The sequence below is a fragment of the Vibrio sp. 10N.247.311.51 genome, from assembly GCF_041467855.1.
Taxonomy (GTDB): Bacteria; Pseudomonadota; Gammaproteobacteria; order Enterobacterales; family Vibrionaceae; genus Vibrio; species Vibrio coralliirubri.
Genome location: NZ_JBFSVK010000011.1, coordinates 1 through 19,941 on the forward strand (window position 1 = coordinate 1; position 19,941 = coordinate 19,941).

Sequence of the window (19,941 nt, forward strand, 5' to 3'; positions counted from 1 at the left end):
AATAATCACCCATACTGGCCGTTTCTATCTGAGATCCAATTAGGAAACAAAGCCGCACCCAGATGTAATAGCACTAATAACGAGGAACATAACGTCAATAAGGTCATGTTTTTGGTTAATGTCAGAACGAGTATCTTCGATGACGGATAGGTGCTCAATTAAGTTCAAAATGGCTGTCTAGCTAAGGGTTTGACGCTATTAGATCATATTTGTTAACAAAGTGCGATCCCGCCCTGTACGAAAAATGGATAATCCACCGTACAGAAAGATAAAAACCACCTACATCAGACTTTTAAAGGCTTAGTAATAGTTACTTATTCACACACTGCTAAATAAGTAACCTTGCTGTACATTGAGACCATGCTTTGACAATTGATTTGACTGTTCTTTAGTTTCCACACCTTCACAAATTATTTTCACAGCATACAACTCTCTTACTAGCTTCATGAAGCAAATTGAGTTCTCCTTCAAGGCCCCATCTTTATTGAAGATATATTCACGGCTAAATTTAATGAATTTCACATCTAAAACGTCGAGCATATTAATGTTATTATTACCTTCACCAAAATCATCAAAACCCACCGTAATACCCAATGATGACAAGGTATTAATCTTGTCAACTAGCTCTTCACCGTATTCAATACTTGAATCTTCGGTTATTTCTATTATTAACTTATCTTTATTCTTTAAATTTGAAATGGTCTTATATAGTTGGCACCAATCATACTTAATTACAGACGGACATAAGTTTAACCCGTATTTAACATCCCTTTCAGACTTTTGAATATAGCAATCAATATCTTCAATCATTTCGATAGTATACATACCTAAATAATTACCTCGCCGAAGGATAGGCAGTGATTTTAATATCCCCAAATGCTCGTTTTTACTGAGCACCTCACCGTAATAAAAACCGGAAACCGAACCACCCTCATCTATATTAACGATCGGCTCTACTTTGTATCTCATGTTTTTTAGAACTGACAATGCTTTAACAAATAGAAAAAACTTATTTAGACACAGTGTAAAGTATAAAGAAAACAACATAAAAAACCAAATAGCTACACTCTGGTAGTCAAAATAGTATTCGACATTAACGTTTGCAGGAAGGTCATCAAATTTATAGCTTAATCCATTATTGACGCCTTGTGACAATAATACTTTCCCATTAACTTCCACTGACACCCCCCCAAAAATTGTGCCTGATGTCCAACTATTATATCTACTTTCTAATTTTTTAATGTTGGTGAAATGATAGTATGTGCCATTTTCCAACTGCCAATAGGCATATGTGTAGAGTTTATTTTTTTTAAGATCTTTAACACCAACACTACTAACATTATAATAACTACCAAAACCATTATGAAAATAGCATTTTTTACCTTCTTGCAAGTAGATACCATATGCTAGGTTGCCAATAGTCGGAATTTCTAGCGGACGAGCTATGGTACTGCAGTCAACCCCTTCAATATTTGACAAAAACTGCCCTACTTCTCTTGCATAATTACTTGTCTTAAGTGATAAATTTAATGCCTGATAGTATGAAAATACAATGATGGAGAATAAGCTTAATGTCAATGCGGCAAATAAGCTTAACAGCATGGACTTCCATTTAAAAACAAAGATGGTTTTTACTTGCTCCAATGTGTTTTTTTTACGCGAACATTCAAAGGAAATTTTTTTTAGAGGCATAGAGTATTTATTGTAACCAAAATAAAACCCTTTCCCAAACTTGTTTTTTATCAAATCACTTGAATTTATTACAACTTGCTCACTATCGTTACATAGAGATATCAATTTAACAAAGTTAGCCCTACAGAAAGCGACTGTATTTTTTACTGTAAAAAAAGATACTTTTATGCCTAGGTCAATTAGCTTACTTTCCAGCTCCCTAGTCGATATCACATCTATACCAGCGTAATCATAAATAACCCGCATTAGATAATACTCTATTTTTTTTATTGGTATTTCAGCTACTATCGTAGCTCTAGATTTGCAATATATCGCCATGATATACGCTTCTTGTTCAATTTTCAGTACTTTCATAACCGATAAATAGTAGCATTCGGATAAATCTAAGTTAATCGTATCTGTATGCATTTATATCCCCCAAGTGTTTGTATTTTAACTAAAACAAACCTTGTTCTTTTAATAATGATTTGAGCTTATAGCTTAAGCGACGACATCGCTCGTCATTGGATTCTTCGTTAATTTTCACCATTTTACTTCAACTTCATCGGGATGTAGCAATACGGCACGATTCAATTTCGGATATATCAATATAATTTGGGATATATAATGGAACATCAAAACTGTGTTTAGAATAATGTCCCAACAAACACTTCAACGGATTTATAAAATATCGATCTATAACTGAGCTCGAGTTTCCTATTAGGGGTAATATTCATCTTTGTATTTTTGAGTTTACACAGCGATTCTTTATTTACATTTTAATGTAGTTAGTTAATCGATGCAAAAGGCGATTTGCATATCTTTGTTATAAGCATCTAAGCACTATAGTCGCTATATTTGCATACTTCATTGTTCGTTCCTTCTATGGATATCCCGGCTTGGTCACCGACGTTATTTGTACCGATAGAAACTGTTGATCTTTCTCTTGTTATTTCTGACAGTTCGAGCACTGTTCCTGAAAAGCTGAGTTAATTGAAACTAGGACCATCGAATGGCGCAAGAAACATGTTTTTGTTTGCATAATATCTTTGTTTTCTCTGGTTAGGCACTGACATCCAGTTTTTGAATAAGTGCCTATTCTGTCTTAAAAACAGAAGCTTGCTTCCCTTAGCCTCTACTCTTTTTGTTGGTGTAGAATCAGAATAACATTGTTTAACTTACCCAAAAAATTCATTATGTAAGGCCATATCCAACATTATTATTTTCCTATTCACCTCTGATAGAGTTTGTACTATTTTAGAAGAGGAAGGCTATAGCAAATGGACAGAAAACTAGGTAAAGATCGCACCGTATATGCGAATAGGTCAAAGCCTGTGGAATTGGGCGTTGACGTTGAGTTATTCAGGATTGGCGGAAGGAGGCTTTGTTGCTTTTTCCCTAAACGATATATTGAGTTTCAGGCAAACCTAGCCCGTAAGCTTGTTCAGTGCGTTGAGCATTGAGTAAGTTTCCAGTAACGGTTTCGCGCGATACATTGTGGTTTAAGGTGATGAGCGCTTGTGGTAACCATACTTCTGTTTACACTTTTTGTTCGAGCCGCATGGCTTTTGACAATCTACCGCATAATTGCGAACATTGCCTTGATATCAGATAGCTAGATGAGCGTAACCGCTTGCTTGGCCAAACGGCATCTTGGTGAACCATTGTGCCATAAGTGCCATTGCAAGATATCTCAACAATTTTATGGCATATCTATTTGAATAAATTTGAGAACACTTCAGCATCGGGCACGTTAGATAAACTCAGCTGGGCTTCGACTATTTCGTGGGTGCTTGTATCTACTGCGATATCTAGCTTACGCCAGACTCTGCACTTTCCGTCAGTCCCATGCTTCTTGACCTTCCACCCACCTTCGCCATAAACCTTGAGACCAGTGGCATCGTTGTATTGTTCATCTGATTTCGGCTCTAAATGAAAAACACTCTTAACACGACGGTATATATAGGTGTAATGTGGATTAACAAGAAGGGTATTAGCCAGCGGAAACTCTGAGTCTAGAAAACCTCGTTCCACTCTATGGTATAGAGAAAACGCATATCACTATCTGCGGTACTAATGGAGAAGTTGCCTAATCTGCGAGGCCTACCCCGTTAGTCTCGCTTTCACTCAGCTATCGCTTCCTCATCAATCTTAATATCTAACCACAATTAACTAAGGCTTTGTTATTGCCTCTAGTGAGTCGTTTTGCAACAATGTTTCGGCATAAGGCTGTTACGATTAATGATGCAGCCAAAGCAGTTCTTAGTCTCTTGATCTAGTTCCATTGAATTTAACAACTGAGTTCAAGACAACTATTCTAATTTAGCTATCTTTGAATAACTTTTCGTCTTTTAAAATAAATGTCTATACCGGATGTGAAAGACATGCCCCTCTCGCTACTTGTATTGAGGCGGGAATAGCAAATTTGGGCAATCTCGACTTAGCGAAAAAGTGATTGAGCATAATCGGTGATAATAGATTCCAACAATTCAATCTCTTGATACCCTTCAAGCTCTAGAGAGCAATAAAAAGACAGTGGGATTCTAAGAGCATTCGCCACTTCCACGACAGGCAATTTTTTCAAAATGCCTTTTGAAACCCATGCGTCAGCCACTGAATGGTTGAGTATAGCCCAACCATCCTCTCGAAGTAGTTCTAGTAATACTTCATTATTACTGACTATCCTCAAATCCGTGGAGATAGAAAATAGGTCAGCATTACTTTTGTGATGGCTTTCCATGATGTATTGCTTCTCTATCTCCAGCTCATCAATGTGCACTGTACCCTGGTTAGCTAAGGCATGCTCAGCGCTACAATAAAAGTGGTGTTGGACCGTACCCAAATAAATGTAACGGAAAGGGCGCTCAGGTAAGTTTTTCAACTTACTTTGCATGATGGCAACGCACGGAGTGTCATCGGTTAACGCATCCATTACTTCATTCCGATTCCTTTGAAGCCAGTGTAATCGCAATGTGGGGAGCGCATTTTTAACAAGTTGGTTGATCTCTTTGATTATTGAACCTGGCACCAAAGCGTCATGGTATATGACCAGCGACTCAAAAGGCTTTTGATAAGCATTTATCATTCTTTCGTACAATAAGTCGCTGTTTTTTAATAACACTTTGGCTTGGCGATACAACGCTTTTGCTTCTTCTGTCGGCAATGCACGCTTTCCTTCGATAATAAACAGTTCGATGCAAAAACTGTCTTCAAGTGCCTTGATCTGTTCACGTACGGTTGTGCGCTCTTTATTAAGCTTTCTACCTGCCTTGCTGTAGCTGCTTTCTTCATACGTAGCGCAGAATGCGGCCAAGTGTTCATAGGAAAACATCTTTACTCCCAAAGAAATAATTTGATGGATTTTATCTTGCATTATGCATTACTTGTGTATGTTTTTCATTGTTATTATTTGAACTACAGTCAAGCAAACCATAAAAGCGGACCAAGAAGTACTATGAAAAAAAACAAATTAGTCTCTACAAGTACCAAAACACTTTTGCTTAATGCAGTCGTTATTCTAACCCCAAGTTTGGCTGCGGCTAACGAACAAAGTAATGAACGAATAGACCCGTCCGATATGACCCGGGCGTATAGTCAAGCTTTTATCGGCACCAGTAACAAAGGGGACGTTAAAGCATTTGGCTCCCTCTCCTACCAGTTTGACGGTGGCTCCGAAGCTATGGTGGCGCTGGAAGGGACCATGAGTGAGAACGGCGATTACAAAGACAGCCGTGGCCAGTATTTCCACGTCTTTGGTACTGGTAATAACCTAATGCCACGTGTCGCTACATCGCTCGATATTATCGACAACAAGGACTTCACGACTGCTGCATTTGGCGCCGCGAGCATACTAAAAACCCCAGCTGAATCCATCACGCTGTTTTTCCGTGCAGGTGGCCTGATCGGTGAGTATAAAAAAGAGGGTGCGCTTGCGCAGCAGTATGGCATAAGAGATACCCACATTACTGGTTACACCGGTACTGCTTGGCTAGTGTGGAAACCAATGCAGGATGGTTCCTATATCACTTTGTCACCGGAATACACCGCAATGGATGGCAGCTTGAATATAGAAACCCTGAAAACTAGCGTTACAACCGCAGTTCCGCTTACAGAAAGCGGAGACAAGTGGCTACAGTTTAAATTCGATAATATCGACATGGATATCAACCACATGGGGAATACAGATTCAGTCACAGACCGTGTGTTCTGGACCCAGTTCAAAATGTTCTTTTAAATCAATTAAAAGATGCTGTCCGAGCGCTATGTGACTGAAGTTAAAAGTTATGATGGCGCAAACTAAAGAGCACAAAATATCAACGTTATATTTCAAAGGTAAAATTATGGCATTATTCAAAAGAACCGCGAAGAAGATACTCTCTCTTTCCATGTTAGTTCCAGCCCTACACTTTGGTGGAGCCATCGCTTGTACCAGCATCGCCCTTAAAGCTGAAGACGGCGCGGTCGTCTATAGACGAACCATGGAATGGGGAGCCTTTGATCTTAACTCTCGGGTTGCCATCGTACCCCGTGGATACGAGTTCCAGGCTTCCACTCCGGACGGTAAAAACGGCCTGAAGTGGAAGGTAAAATACGGAACAGTTGCTCTAGATGCGCTGGAAAAAGACTACTTGACCGATGGTATGAATGAAAAAGGTTTGGTGGTGGGCGTTCTCTATCTGCCAGGTTTTGCCGACTATCAAGACTACGATCCAGCTAAAGCTTCGCAAACGATCAGCGAACTGGAGCTCGCTAACTACGTGCTGACGTCTTTTGCCAGCGTAGAAGAAGTACGTGAAGGGCTTGCGAATATCCACGTGGTCGGTACACCAGAGCCTGCTCTTGGTAACATCGCAGCGCCGATCCACTTATCGGTTGTAGATTCAAGCGGAAAAGCGATCGTGGTGGAATACCTTGACGGTAAAATGAAGATTTTCGATAACCCACTGCGTGTGCTGACCAATAGTCCTAGCTTCGAATGGCATATGACCAACCTGCGTAACTACATTGGTTTAACATCAAATGAACACCCGGCGAAAGCTCTGACGAAAGGAGAAAGCGAAGTTGACCTGACACCTATCGGTGCCGGTAGCGGATTCATCGGTCTGCCTGGTGACTTTACCCCACCGTCCCGTTTTATCCGCGCGACCGCTTACACCCAGACCTCGCGTAAATTGGTTAATGGCGAAGAAGCATTGTATGAAGTCTTCCGAATTATGGATAACTTCAATCTACCTCTGGGTGCCGCAGAAGGGCCTAGCGTAAATCCAGAACTACTAGAAGGTATGCGCAGCTCTACTATTTGGACTTCTGCTGCTGACAGTAAAAACCTGAAGTACTACTATCATACCCAGAACAACCGTCAGGTACGTATGGTAGACCTTAACCAAATTGATTTCTCTAAGAACCCTGACGCCATCCGTCATGTCGAGATGGATAAGAGCAGAAAGCAGAATATAGAAAACGTGACGCCAAGCGATGTTGGGCGTTCATAAGAGTACCGATAATTACTTTGACCAATCGGAACTAATCCTATGTCAGTTCCGATTGGTGTAATGGATGATGATTTATTATTTTTGGAGTAAAAAATGAACAAACAACTATTAGCCAGTTCTATAGTAGTTGGTTTAAGCCTTGGCATGAATATAGCTCATGCACAAGAAGGCAGTAACCTAATATTGATCCAAAATGTCAATGTTTTTGATGGTGTGCACGACAAGCTAGAAAAAGATCACGATGTTTTGGTTAAAGGCAATCTAATCCAGTCTGTTGGCAAGGATATCTCTGCTCCGGCCGGAGCAAAAATCATTGACGGTGATGGTCGTACGTTAACGCCTGGCTTTATCGATTCGCACACCCACCTTCAGTGGAACCTGAGTATTGCTGAGCATATGTATACTCCAATGGACTATCAGGGCGCTATTGCTCTAGTGGATTCTGAGGCGACGTTAATGCGCGGGTTTACCACTATCAGGGATGTTGGCGGTTCAATGTTTGGCGTGAAGCGGGCGATTGACGAAGGCTACTTCCCTGGGCCTCGGATTTACTCAAGCGGAGCCGCTATAGGTATGACCGCAGGTCATGGAGATATGCGAGCGCCGAGTGTTGCCCCAAGAATGATGGGGGGGCCGTCAACAACAGAAATTGAGACGGCAGGTGTCGCTATTAACGCAGATGGTGTTGATGAAGCCTTAACTGCTGCCAGAATACAGTTTCGTAAGGGAGCGGCTTTTCTGAAGTTCTTTGCCGGAGGCGCTGTCTCTGGTCTTTATGACCCTCTGGATATCTCGGAATATTCTAAGGAAGAAATGGAGGCAATTGTTGGCGAAGCTGAGCGTTGGAACACCTATGCAGCCGTGCATACCTATACCGATGCCTCTACACAAGCCGCGTTGGAGGCAGGAGCTAAAACGTTAGAACACGTTAATCTGATCAGTGAAGATACAATGAAGCTGGCTGTCAAAAAGGGCGCTTATATTGGTGCTCAGACCGGAGTATATATGAGCCCGGCCCCTGCCAGTTTTACTCCCGCTCAGGTTGCCCGTCAGCAACAAGCGAAAGATGGACTTGACAGCCTGATGAAGCTAGCTAAAAAGCATGACGCTAAAATTTTGTTCGGCTCAGATATGGTGGGTTCTCTAGAGCAGAAACGTATGCACTTAACAGAGTTTACCAACCGTACGAAATGGTTTACCAACGCCGAAATTTTGCAGCAGGCAACGTCAGTGAATGCTGAAGTACTTGAGCTAACGGGGCCACGTAATCCATATCCTGAAGCCAAGCTCGGGGTGATTGAAAATGGTGCTTATGCCGATATTCTCTTGATTGACGGTAACCCGCTGGAAGATATCAGTATTTTGACTAATCCAGAGGAAAATCTAGACCTGATCATGAAAAATGGTAAGATTTTTAAGAACACCATTAACTAGTTTTAGTATCGTCGAGCTCAGAGCTGAAAATGCACTTGCGTTAAGCAGCGCTTCCCAAGGCAGGTATCTGGCAACAGGTCCTGCCGTTTTGTTTTCTAGAGGCCTAGTTATAAAGTTGAGGAGAAAGTAGTATGTCGTTTATTAGGTTCTTGATGTCAAGTATTAGAGCAATGCTTCTTCCACTATTATCTGCATTTATAGTGGTAGCGTCTTTAAATGCTAATGCCAATGATACCAAGCAGATAGACTGGCCAGATCTTATTGCACAAATAGAGTTTCATGATCCATTTTTGACTCTATCTAGTGATCATATTGCTAAGTTGCGTCGTTATGTTCAGCTTTCTGATTCAAAAACCACTAACCGTCAAGATTTAATAAAAGTTAAACAGGAACTGAATGAAGCGGGAATTGATAATGTTGAGGCGCTTTTGGCTAAAAGACAAGAGGTTGCTGAACTCAGAAAAAGAAAAGCGACAGAGGTCAATGAGGACCTGGATGGAAAAAACGTTCGTTTAGCAGGTTATATGCTGCCATTGGAGTTTGATGAACAAAGAGTGACAGAGTTTCTTTTGGTGCCATGGGTCGGGGCTTGTATTCACACACCTCCACCTCCACCAAATCAAATGATTCACGTTACTCTTGAAGAAGGTGTAGACTTTGAAGGGCTCTATCATCCAGTATGGTTATCAGGAGAGCTAAAAACCATTGCCAGTACTCAGGAACTGATTTTAGTAGATGGCTCCGCACCAGTAGAAATGGGCTATTCAATCGAGGCTGGGCTTATTCAGAGCTATGAGTAATAATCACTCATAATCCAATCACTAATCTGTAGTTTGTCGCCACTTGGAGATTTTCATACAAAAAAGAACCGCAAAATGCGGCTCTCAATAATTCGTATTTTCCGAATAATCGTCAGATTACTCTTTACCGAATACGTTGTTCTCTTGCTCTTGTACACGGATGAAAGTCGTACGCTTAGTTAGCTCTTTAAGCTTTGCTGCACCTACGTATGTACAAGTTGAACGTACACCACCAAGGATGTCAGAAATTGTGTTGTGAACTGAACCACGGAACGGAAGTAAAACAGTTTTACCTTCTGCAGCGCGGTACTTAGCAACACCACCTGAGTGCTTGTCCATAGCAGACTGTGAAGACATGCCGTAAAATTTCATGTATTGCTTACCGTCTTGCTCTACAACTTCGCCGCCTGACTCAGAGTGACCTGCTAGCATGCCGCCTAGCATTACGAAGTCAGCACCGCCGCCGAACGCTTTAGATACGTCACCCGCACATGAACAGCCACCGTCACCGATGATCATGCCGCCAAGGCCGTGTGCTGCGTCGCCACACTCGATGATTGCAGAAAGTTGAGGGTAACCTACGCCTGTTTTAACACGTGTAGTACAAACAGAACCAGGGCCGATACCAACCTTAACGATGTCTGCGCCAGCTAGGATTAGCTCTTCAACCATGTCACCCGTTACAACGTTACCAGCAGAGATAACTTTAGTCGGGAATTCAGCACGTACTTTTTGTACATACTCAACTAGGTGCTCTGAGTAGCCGTTAGCGATATCAATACAGATAAATACGAATTCGTCGCTAAGCGCCATGATTTGCTTAGTTTTCTCAAACTCAGCTTCAGAAGTACCTGTTGAAACAAATACGTTGTTCAGCGTTTTCTTGTCTGCTGTTTTTGCGAACTCAGCCCACTGCTCTACTGTGTAGTGCTTGTGTACTGCAGTCATAACACCGTGCTCTGCTAGAGCAGCTGCCATTTCAAAGCTTGCCACCGAATCCATGTTCGCTGCAATTACTGGAGTACCAGACCATTGACGACCGCTATGCTTGAATGTAAAATCGCGGGTTAATTCAACTTGAGAACGGCTTTTAAGGGTAGAACGCTTCGGACGGAAGAGTACATCTTTGAAACCTAACTTAAGTTCTTGTTCGATACGCATGATAATTTGTCCTGTAATCATATTACGTGTCGTGCGTTTTCGGTAAGCGTTGGCAGACGCTTTACTGAGTTTCGGACACAAAAAAACCGGAGCGTTGGCAGACGCTCCGGTTTTCAGCATTATAGGCTGTGATTTACTAACAGCAAGTCTGATATTTCATTTTTTTTTGTGCTATCCTCTCAAAGATTCCATATCTGGTAAAAGCTTCCCGCCCGTCATTTCCTACTAAATTCATAGTAATTAATAACTTAACAACATATTCACGCAAACGCTGTCGGTTTATTGCGCAAACGTTTCCCTTGCAAATTCGGCGAAAAAATCTTCGATAAGGCAAATTTGTGAAAAAAGTACCCTTTAATCACATAAAAATCACACTTTTCTTGAATCAAAAAATGCGTTTTTTCTTAAATAATTTCATTTTTTTCTGACTTTTTCGCTTCGAGTGCCGATCTCAGCCCTCTTTCATTAGCCCTGAAATTTATAAAGTACAAAGGCAAGATCGATTAGCACGTTCGAAACTTGGATGAGCGGGGTAAAGTCCACAAAATATGGCAGGTTAGATGCGCTTATTTATGAGAACCCAGCGGATACAAGCCGCTGTTGATAGAGCCTAACAACAACTCGACTAAAGTTAACGAACACGGAACGCCTTTCTTTAGTTCGAACTCATTACTACAGGATCAGATACAAAAATGGCCAAGGGGATTAACCTTGGCCATTTTTATTTGGTTTTCAGAGTGCTCTTATAAGGCGATTCAATTTTCACCTTAAGGTACGTCAAGCCTTTTTCTGAGACATCAGAGCTTCAGCAGTCGCATCTTGAATCGACAAGAACAAGGATGTCACTTGCCCAGTTGGAGAACGCATCGGGTTAAGCGTGACGTTCTGATACATAAAGTCGGCTTGCTGAGTTACTGGCCTCACGTTGCGGCACTTAAACAGATAAGGCCTTTGTTGCCACGTTATGAAGCTACGGCAGCCTAGGTCATAAACCGGTTTTGTTTTAAGCCTAAACCACTCTTCAGGAATTTCAGGGAATAACTCAAAGATCGACTTACCGATCGCATCATGCGATTGCTTACCGCTATGGTGCGTCATGAAGCCATTCCAAACTTGTACCTGAAAGTCACGGTTAATGACCACCAGCCCCATATCGACGTTTTGAACCATGTCTACCATCCAGTGGAACTGTTCAAATTCAGCAGGAAGATTCAACATATTAAAACTCCTCCATTAGGTAGGCCAATTTGTTATCTAGAAGAGGCAGAGACTCATCAACAAACATAAATAGAAGGTCACAACGGATGGACGTGCCGTCGATGTTGTAGCTGACTTCGAACGTCATGGTCTTTTTAAATGAGCCGCTGGTATTTTCAATCACCGAATCAATCGAGATGTGTTGACCTAGCAGCACAGGAGAGCTCTGGAAGAAACGAACTTCTGATTGCTCCCCTAACCCATTCAAGAAAGAGCCGACTAAGATGTTCGATACATCCATCAACAACTCTAATTCTTCTAGCTGCTCGCTTTCTGTTGGCACCTTCATGAGCTTCTTAAGATCGCTCACACTGGAATCACTCAACAAAACTAGCGCTTCACCTGCAATGCCTTCTCCACTAAAGCCTTGGCAAACACCCGACACTTGGTCGTTATCCGCTAGGTCACGAAGTGCCATGTGCAATTCACTCACTTCGAAGATGTTAACGTTCGGCAGCGGTAGGTGAACAAACACATTAAAGTGACGAGCCAGTGCATCAGCGGCACGGCCTATCGCTACGTTCGCGACTTCCATATAGATATCGCGTCTGCGAAGTATTGGCAGTTCTAAAGCGGTTGGGGTAATGATTTGAGGTTGTTTTGGCGGCTCGACATGCTCACGTAAAATGGCTTTTAGCGCTTCTTTATCGATCGGCTTTTGCAAAAATGCTTTGGCGCCAAGATCCAGCACCTTCTGTTGTGCTTTTGGTTGTATGTCACCAGAAACAACGACAACTGGCGTGGTATCGCCTAAACGTTGCATCTCTTCCAATGTGCCATAGCCGTCTAATTCCGGCATGGTTAGGTCGAGGAACATCAATTTGAATTGGTTTTTAGCGAGCTCTTCAAGTGCATTAAGCCCATGAACAGCAAAAGTTATATCTGCATTTAGAGAACTAGGCAGTGACCGAGCCATCTGCTTCCTTGCTAACGCAGAATCATCACATATAAGAACTGGGAACGACATAAATGCACCACTGACAAATTAAAGCTAATTCGACCGAGTGTAACAGAACATTATGGTATCAGGTACGGGGTGAATGGATTTATGTGCAGATTATTAGTAAGAATGATGAAACAGGTGGGTAAGCTATTATTTCGCATTATTCTTCATGAAAAACAATATGCTACAAAGGTAATAGCCAATCCTTGCTGTTGAGTAATAGCACTATTATATTTAACAGCAGCCTTAACAAGCGGGTTTATTAAGGCTCGACTGACTCATTCATTGAACGGCTTTATGTAGCCATGATAGAGAGCTATCCAACAAAGCTAATGCAAGAGAACTAGAACTGATATGAAGGCCATAAAATCAGTAATGCGAAACGTATGATCACAGCAAATACCAACAACGCGATCCCCAGGCGATACCATTTGTATTCGGCGATGTTCATTGGGATACGCTTGTAGAACATCGTAATCACGCCTTTCCAATCGCTACTGCGTCTTCCGTACTGCATCATGCTCGTCAAAACAAACAGTGCGCCAAGCACTAACATTCCTTTTTCAGCCCAGAACAATCCAACTTCCATTTGTGTATTCCTTGATAAAACGGTGAGCAACTCAAATCATTCTAGTCACCTTTGCGCTCGGTTTCTGTAAGACCAAGGTCTAACCCACTCTCTACTTACTTGAAGGTACTTATCTGAACGAATTTAAGTGAACGTAAATCGCTGAGCACACTTAACTGAACAGCGTGTTCATATCGAGTTCAGCTTCGCCATCTATACTCATGTTTCCACTAACAGGAGAAATTCAATGAAATCACTGAAAAAGTCGCTTTGTGTATTAACTGCTTCAGCTCTACTCGTTACCGCTCCGTTTGTGAGTGCTTCATCACCACAACAACCGCCGCAGCCAGCAGTGAGCCCACTGCAAATGGTTATTGCTTCTTTAAACCTAAGCGAAGAGCAACACGCGGAAGTCATCTCCCTTGTTGAAGGCTACCAATCTGATAGAACACAGATTGACATGGATAGCGCGATCGAGCTCAAGAAGAAACAGATCAGCCTTGTGACTCAACCTGATTTCAATGAAGCCGAGATGGAAACGATCATCGACACCGTTCAAGCAACCGAGAAGTCGATGGTGATGCAAGAGATGCGTCTTAAGAACAATATTTATAACGTGTTGACTGAAGAGCAGAAAGAGCAATTCAAAACCATGATGAAGTCTGCGCTCTCTGGTGGAAAGTAGTCTGGTGGAAAATAGTTTGGTAGAAAGTAGTCTGGCAATAAATCGTCTGGTAGACAATAGCTGCCCCTAATTCTGATATTGATTCTTCCCATCTCCCCCAGAAAAGGGATAATCTGAATAGACAACAAAAAGCCGCAGTCATTATGATGACCGCGGCTTTTTTGTGTTCAGTGCACCATTAGCAAATCACGTATAAGCATGATTCGACAAATCTGGAGATTGGTTGTTCTTTTGGATGACACGCATCAATTGGATAAGCAGCAGAATACCTGTCACGCCCAAACCAACGCCAATTCCACCCCAGATCCCTGCCAATTCAAATTTTGGCATCAAATACCAAGCAGCAGGTAGGCCAAATACCCAGTAACCGATAGCAGTCATCACCGTTGGCATGGAGACAATCTTCATCCCTCTCAACAAGTTAATTGCCAGTAACTGCCAAGCATCAACAATAAAGCACAGCGCGACAACCCAGATAACAGAAGCCAATAGTGAAGTCATCGCACCCGTGCCATCGTCCAGCTTAAAGATAGACGCAATCATTTCCGGCCATATGATGAACACGGCAGACAACGCAACGCTCAACACCGACACCAAGATAAAGCTGAGAATCGAGGTTCTTTTGATCCCTTCGTAGTTTCCCGCACCGAAATCACGCCCCACCAAAATCGCCGCAGCTTGTGAGAAACCGAAATTGAAGTTCCAAGTAAAGCTCAAGCATTGCAGCAGAATTTGGTGTAAGGCTAACGAAGCAATACTGATCGTGCCCGCCATCAAGGTGCCGCCGTAAATAAGGCCATGTTCAAGTAATGCTGCTAATCCGATAGGTAAACCCATCATTAAAAGCGGACTCATCAACTTAATTGAATACTCTTCTGTGTTTAACCAAGGGGCGAACTGCTTGAATTCGTCACGTTTGAATACCCAAACCGTGTATCCAACCATCACGATAAATGCCGCGATAGCCGTGCCTAAGCCCAAACCTGTTAAACCCATATCTAACTGGAACGTGAGGAAGTAGCTCACTGGTACGTTCAAAATCACTGTGATAATCGACATCACCAGAATAGAACGCACATTACCAAACGCACTGGTTAAGCCACGCAACACCAATAAGATAAGCGAAGGTAACATCACCCATTTTAGAGCATGTACATATTCCATCGCTAAGGTGATCACTTCTTGAGGTTGTTTCGCCGCTTCCAACACCAGCGGAGCAAACCAGAAACTCACCATTAAGGTCACGCTGAGCACGAATGCCAACATGGTTGCACCTTTCACCGCCAATCTGATTTGTGTATTACCAAACTCAGGGCGAGCTACGCGCTGACCATAAGCAATCGCAATCAAGTTCGCGACACAACCCACGGTGCTGCTCGCAATAATGAAGATGAAAAAGTAGATTGAGGCACCTAAGCCACCAGCCGCAAGGGCTGACACACTGATACGCGACATCATCCAAACATCAGTAAGGACTAAAGCCATAGAGATCAGCTGTGAAATGATCAAAGGGAATGCAAGAGTGAGTATTTTTTTCATGAGCGCCTCAGTTAATTTCGCCCAAAATACGATCGATGAGGCTGGCGTTCAATTGATAAATTTGCGACTCTAACATTCCATAAACTCATGCGAACGAATTATGACCCCATATCCTAGCTTGCCATCATCACATAATGGCTTAAAAGCCTTTGAAGCTGCCGCAAGGCTGATGAGCTTTACGCTGGCTGCCGAAGAGCTGCATGTGACACAAAGTGCGATCAGCCGACAGATCAAACAGCTTGAAGATGAGTTAAACGCATCACTGGTTATTCGTAAGCATCGAGCCATAGAATTAACGGTACAAGGTCATGATTTGTATGTGGCTTTGCGAGAAAGCTACGGTAATATCGAAGCTGTTATCGCCTCTTGGAGTGAGCCCAAGCAGAAGCGTATCGTGATCAAAGCGACTCTGAGTTTCGCGACGCGAGTATTGATCTCCAAAGTTCGGGAATTAAACGAGCGTTATCAAGATCATGAGATCGTCATTGTTCCTGTGATTGAGGAAGACGAATCGATTAATAGTAGTGAGTATGATCTACTGATCTTCCACACGCGTTTCAAAAAACGCTATGACAAGGCACCTGACATTACCTTCTTGCGTGAAGAGTTCATGGCGCCGGTTTGCTCTACTAGTTTAACCACCAAAGACACCGACCTTGATTCAATCTTAACCTTGCCAAGGCTGCATCCAACCTTAGATCATCACGACTGGAAAGTGTGGCTGGCCGATGTTGAATTCCCACCAAAGAAACCTGTCAGAAATACCAGCTTCTTGTCTTTAGATATGGCGCTCAGTGCCTGTCTATCCGGTGAAGGGGTTACGGTCACGGATCTGTTGTTAGTTCAACAAGATCTCCAACGAGGCTTCTTGTACTGCCCTAAGAATGCAAAGATCCAACACAGTGCTTGGACTTACTTCATGCACCAACGTACTCACACGCCTATCATCAATGACCTTATTGAATGGCTTAGAGAAGAGACAGCAAAAGAGATCGAGTTGCTGAAATCATTAGCTCACCAGAATCATTGGTTTGGTGTTATTAGCGATCATCAGTAACGGTAAGCCGTAAGCCCAGATACAACTAAGCCGCAGAACTTGCTGCGGCTTATGCTTTCTACCAGTCGTTTATTGCTTTTATTTAGTGAGCATTAAAGCTTAAACATACGCGCACTGCGTGGTGGTAGATTGAAGGTATGGTAGCGAGAAGAAATGGTTTCTGTCGCACTGCTTAATACGTCTTTGTATTGAACATTCCAATTGAACTCATGTTGGTAGGTATCAACCGTCACGCCACGGGTTTCGCCACACTTATTAATACCAACAACGCCTTCTTTGCCACGCTTAAACAGCAAAGTACATTGGTCACTCGAAATCATCGTCATCGATTTGCCTTGCATTGCGTTATGGAAACTCAGCATATTCTTCATACTCGAACTATTCCAAACATTGCCCCAACGACCGTTATCCTTATCTTCAGAATCCGGTAGATCATCACTGTAGATCAACGGCGTGCCGCCATCTTTGCCAAGGATGTAAGCGTAAGCAAGCTGCTCGTCTTGTGGGTCCATAATTTGGTAACGGAAGCCATCATTGGTTGGTATATCATGTGTGATAGCAAAAGTAATTGAGCGATTATCATCAAGTGCTTGGCCGTACGCTTTTGGATCATGCAGTTGGTTCAAGCCACCGCCCATTGAGAATGCCGAGCGAATCGACGCAAACAGCGGGAAATCGTACGCGGAGTGATTAGTATTATTCAGGTACGGCGCTAAGAATGACTCATAGCCGCTGTTCCCTGCTCCACCGCTGGTAATGACTTCACCGAACACATGCATATTCGCAGTAATTTCAGACGTGAATACCTGATCAATTTGGTACTGGCTCATGTGTTTTACCGCATCAATACGGAACCCTTTGATCCCCATATCTTTTAGCGCTTTCAGATATAAACGTTGCTGTGAAACCACCCAGTTATTCGGATCAAGGTCAGGTAAACCTACATCGCCATCGGCACCACACAAACGCCAGTACTGAACGTGACCAGGATCGTTCCAATCTGAAATACAACCTGCGGCATGGAAATCGTTAGCCGAGACAAAACCTTGCGCTAAGTTGCCAAACAGAGTCTGGTCAGCAAAGTAGCTTGAACGGCTCGCATAATCGTTTAGCACTTCTGTGCCAGGGTAATCCAAGTCACTTCGCTTCCAGCTTTCATTCGCCATATGGTTGAGCACCACATCAGCGTATACATCAACGCCCACGGCTTTAAGTGAGGCAATCATTGCGGCCAAATCTTGTTTGTTGCCCAAAGGAGAATCAATAGTACGCAGATCTTGTGGTTGGTAACGCGCCCACCATTGGTTGCCGCTCGATTTCATTGCCGGGGCAACCAGTACTTTCTTATAACCGGCTTGAGCAATTTGATTGGCGTTGGCTGTCACATCTGAATACTTCCAGTTGAAAGCGTGCAAGATGGTGTCTGCATAAGTAGCTGAACTGAAAGAGCAAAGCGCGAGCGCGGATATGAGTAGGGTATTAATTGGTTTCATAGAACATATCTCTTATTATAAATTCACCAGAATGATATGACTAAGAAAGACAATTAAAACGACCGATAAATCAGAGTTGAATTAGCGTCACCTTCTGTTGATGTTGATTTTATAAAATTGAGTTATAGCCGATCTTATGTGAGATAAAAAACGAGTCGAACTGAAATGAGAATTAATTGAATCAAGTTGACCAGAACAGGACAAAGACTTTGGTCGGCTCTTCTAAACTAAGTTATGATTCCTGTTCCCTCAACCGATTGATATTTTTATGCCTTCTTTCTCTTTTTCAATGATCCCTGTTGGGGTTAGGTTCATGATCCTCTCTGCTTTTGGATTCGCACTGATGTCTGCGTGTGTGAAATACATCAGCAACTACGGCATACCTGTATTCGAAATTGTTGCAGCAAGGGCTTTGGTGTCATTGATCATCAGTTATATCGACGTTAAGCGAAAAGGCATTTCGATCTGGGGAAATAACAAACCGTTGTTGTTTGTTCGAGGCGCAGTTGGCACAGCAGCCTTGATGTGTGTTTACTACGCTGTGACCACTTTGCCATTAGCAGAAGCGACCATTCTACAATACGTGCATCCTGTCTTTACCGCTCTACTTGGTGTGTTGTTCCTGAAAGAACGCGTCCAAAAGTCGACCATGATCTGCATTGCGTTCTGCTTAGCAGGATTATTAGTGATGGTTCAGCCAAGCATGAACAGCGGCGCGAGCAGCGAGTTACCGCTGTTCAGCATAATGGTGGCGTTATGTGGCGCATTTGGTAGCTCAATTGCTTATGTGATTGTGAGAAAGCTTAGCCAAACGGAAGACAGCTCAGTGATCATCTTCTACTTCCCACTGGTTGCCCTACCAATCTCCACCGCTCTTATCTGGAACGACTTTGTGTGGCCTAGCCTGTTCCTAACCATGATGTTGGTTCTGGTCGGGATTTTCACACAAATAGGCCAATACGGTTTAACCAAAGCGATGCAAACCCAAGCAGCAGGCAAGGCTTCAGCTTACTCATACGTTCAAATCGTATTCTCAGCACTATTAGGTGTGTGGATCTTCAACGAGATTCCATCAGTTTGGACTTATCTAGGTGGCGGTCTAATCGTGACTGGCGCGCTAATCAATGTGTTTGGCAAACAACTGTTGGTGCCGTTTAAAGCTAAGTAAACACCAGCTAAAAGAATTCAACATCAGTTAGCCAATCAGCGATTAAATAGACCGAAAAAGGGCATTGCGGATTAATCCACAATGCCCTTTTTTATAAATGCTCTCTAACGCGTTTTCATGCCGCTAACCAACTTTAATAAAGCGGCGTATTACGTAACTAACTTGTGGCATTTCGTAACTTGGGATCATCACTCAAATACTCAACAAACTCGATTTCAAAACCTGCCGGATCCACAAAATAGACGTTTTTTCGATAAGGTTCTTCGGCGCCGGGTTTGGCAATTGGGAAGCCCGCATCAACAAGCCGTTGAGTGACACTTTCGATATTATTGGTCACATAAGCGAAGTGCGCGAGGCCAACAGAATGCCCAGCCAAATCTCTATTTTCACCTTCACCGTGATCACTTATTGCTATGTATTGGTACTCGTCGCCAAAATGCAGCCAGTTACGTGGCTTACCTGACCACTCCCCTTTTCCCTCATCACGGACATACCAATGAGGGAACGCCGCTTTATAGAAAACCAGCATTTCTGGGATATCTTTTACCACCAAATTCACATGTTCAAGTTGGATCATTCTTCTCTCCTTAAAGTATTCTCGTAAGCAACGTTGCATATCCTAATACCTCAAGTTAGGTTGAGGTAAAGCACTAATTCGCATTTATTTCGAGAA

16 protein-coding genes and 2 pseudogenes are annotated in these 19,941 nt (G+C 42.7%); 7 read left to right on the forward strand and 11 right to left on the reverse strand.

Annotation, left to right across the window (positions count from 1 at the left end; all coding sequences use genetic code 11):
• Window positions 1-57: 57 nt before the first annotated feature.
• The 4 genes and pseudogenes from AB6E85_RS11885 to AB6E85_RS11900 all read right to left on the reverse strand — a co-directional run.
• Window positions 58-168: pseudogene (locus tag AB6E85_RS11885) on the reverse strand (ISAs1 family transposase); the annotation flags it as partial.
• Window positions 169-318: 150 nt separating this feature from the next.
• Window positions 319-2,100: an EAL domain-containing protein gene (locus AB6E85_RS11890; RefSeq protein ID WP_372084400.1), complete on the reverse strand. Its 1,782-nt coding sequence runs from the start codon at window positions 2,098-2,100 to the stop codon at window positions 319-321.
• A gap of 969 nt (window positions 2,101-3,069) precedes the next feature.
• Window positions 3,070-3,782: pseudogene (locus AB6E85_RS11895) on the reverse strand (transposase); the annotation flags it as partial.
• A gap of 329 nt (window positions 3,783-4,111) precedes the next feature.
• Window positions 4,112-5,044 carry a LysR family transcriptional regulator gene (locus AB6E85_RS11900; RefSeq protein ID WP_372142767.1) on the reverse strand — a complete coding sequence of 311 codons (933 nt, stop codon included), beginning with the start codon at window positions 5,042-5,044 and terminating at the stop codon, window positions 4,112-4,114.
• A gap of 81 nt (window positions 5,045-5,125) precedes the next feature.
• Here AB6E85_RS11900 and AB6E85_RS11905 point away from each other — a divergent pair, with 81 nt between their 5' ends.
• The 4 genes from AB6E85_RS11905 to AB6E85_RS11920 all read left to right on the forward strand — a co-directional run bounded on the left by AB6E85_RS11905 (window position 5,126) and on the right by AB6E85_RS11920 (window position 9,397).
• A complete protein-coding gene (locus AB6E85_RS11905; protein WP_372142769.1) occupies window positions 5,126-5,905 on the forward strand; it encodes a hypothetical protein in 780 nt (259 codons plus the stop codon).
• 151 nt (window positions 5,906-6,056) lie between these two features.
• Entirely contained in the window at window positions 6,057-7,163 is a 1,107-nt protein-coding gene (locus AB6E85_RS11910) for a linear amide C-N hydrolase (protein WP_372142881.1), read from the forward strand.
• 93 nt (window positions 7,164-7,256) lie between these two features.
• On the forward strand, window positions 7,257-8,597 hold the full coding sequence (locus AB6E85_RS11915; RefSeq protein WP_372142770.1) for an amidohydrolase family protein: 1,341 nt from the start codon (window positions 7,257-7,259) through the stop codon (window positions 8,595-8,597).
• 131 nt (window positions 8,598-8,728) lie between these two features.
• Entirely contained in the window at window positions 8,729-9,397 is a 669-nt protein-coding gene (locus AB6E85_RS11920; protein ID WP_372142771.1) for a DUF3299 domain-containing protein, read from the forward strand.
• Between the two features lie 117 nt (window positions 9,398-9,514).
• Here AB6E85_RS11920 and AB6E85_RS11925 read toward each other — a convergent pair whose 3' ends face one another.
• From AB6E85_RS11925 to AB6E85_RS11940, 4 genes are all read right to left on the reverse strand, one after another.
• The gene (locus AB6E85_RS11925) at window positions 9,515-10,558 is read right to left on the reverse strand and encodes a GMP reductase (RefSeq protein ID WP_029235569.1); all 1,044 of its coding nucleotides are present in this window, start codon (window positions 10,556-10,558) and stop codon (window positions 9,515-9,517) included.
• 777 nt (window positions 10,559-11,335) lie between these two features.
• Window positions 11,336-11,776: a PAS domain-containing protein gene (locus tag AB6E85_RS11930; protein WP_017062430.1), complete on the reverse strand. Its 441-nt coding sequence runs from the start codon at window positions 11,774-11,776 to the stop codon at window positions 11,336-11,338.
• A gap of 1 nt (window position 11,777) precedes the next feature.
• On the reverse strand, window positions 11,778-12,782 hold the full coding sequence (locus tag AB6E85_RS11935; RefSeq protein ID WP_029236531.1) for a response regulator: 1,005 nt from the start codon (window positions 12,780-12,782) through the stop codon (window positions 11,778-11,780).
• A 319-nt stretch (window positions 12,783-13,101) separates the two neighbouring features.
• Window positions 13,102-13,347: a hypothetical protein gene (locus AB6E85_RS11940; protein ID WP_010430578.1), complete on the reverse strand. Its 246-nt coding sequence runs from the start codon at window positions 13,345-13,347 to the stop codon at window positions 13,102-13,104.
• A 226-nt stretch (window positions 13,348-13,573) separates the two neighbouring features.
• Here AB6E85_RS11940 and AB6E85_RS11945 point away from each other — a divergent pair, with 226 nt between their 5' ends.
• Window positions 13,574-14,011 (forward strand): Spy/CpxP family protein refolding chaperone, encoded by a 438-nt coding sequence (locus AB6E85_RS11945; RefSeq protein WP_372142773.1) that lies wholly within the window; start codon window positions 13,574-13,576, stop codon window positions 14,009-14,011.
• 186 nt (window positions 14,012-14,197) lie between these two features.
• Here the strand turns inward: AB6E85_RS11945 and AB6E85_RS11950 are convergent, their stop codons facing one another.
• Window positions 14,198-15,550: an MATE family efflux transporter gene (locus AB6E85_RS11950; RefSeq protein WP_372142775.1), complete on the reverse strand. Its 1,353-nt coding sequence runs from the start codon at window positions 15,548-15,550 to the stop codon at window positions 14,198-14,200.
• Window positions 15,551-15,650: 100 nt separating this feature from the next.
• Here AB6E85_RS11950 and AB6E85_RS11955 point away from each other — a divergent pair, with 100 nt between their 5' ends.
• Window positions 15,651-16,607: a LysR family transcriptional regulator gene (locus AB6E85_RS11955; protein ID WP_372142777.1), complete on the forward strand. Its 957-nt coding sequence runs from the start codon at window positions 15,651-15,653 to the stop codon at window positions 16,605-16,607.
• Between the two features lie 92 nt (window positions 16,608-16,699).
• On the opposite strand, the gene AB6E85_RS11960 is transcribed toward AB6E85_RS11955, so the two are convergent.
• Window positions 16,700-18,100 carry an alpha-amylase family protein gene (locus AB6E85_RS11960; protein WP_372142779.1) on the reverse strand — a complete coding sequence of 467 codons (1,401 nt, stop codon included), beginning with the start codon at window positions 18,098-18,100 and terminating at the stop codon, window positions 16,700-16,702.
• A gap of 268 nt (window positions 18,101-18,368) precedes the next feature.
• Here AB6E85_RS11960 and AB6E85_RS11965 point away from each other — a divergent pair, with 268 nt between their 5' ends.
• Window positions 18,369-19,268, forward strand: a complete 900-nt coding sequence (locus AB6E85_RS11965; RefSeq protein WP_048610851.1) for a DMT family transporter — start codon at window positions 18,369-18,371, stop codon at window positions 19,266-19,268.
• Between the two features lie 157 nt (window positions 19,269-19,425).
• Here the strand turns inward: AB6E85_RS11965 and AB6E85_RS11970 are convergent, their stop codons facing one another.
• A complete protein-coding gene (locus tag AB6E85_RS11970) occupies window positions 19,426-19,845 on the reverse strand; it encodes a VOC family protein (RefSeq protein WP_048614864.1) in 420 nt (139 codons plus the stop codon).
• Between the last annotated feature and the right edge of the window lie 96 nt (window positions 19,846-19,941).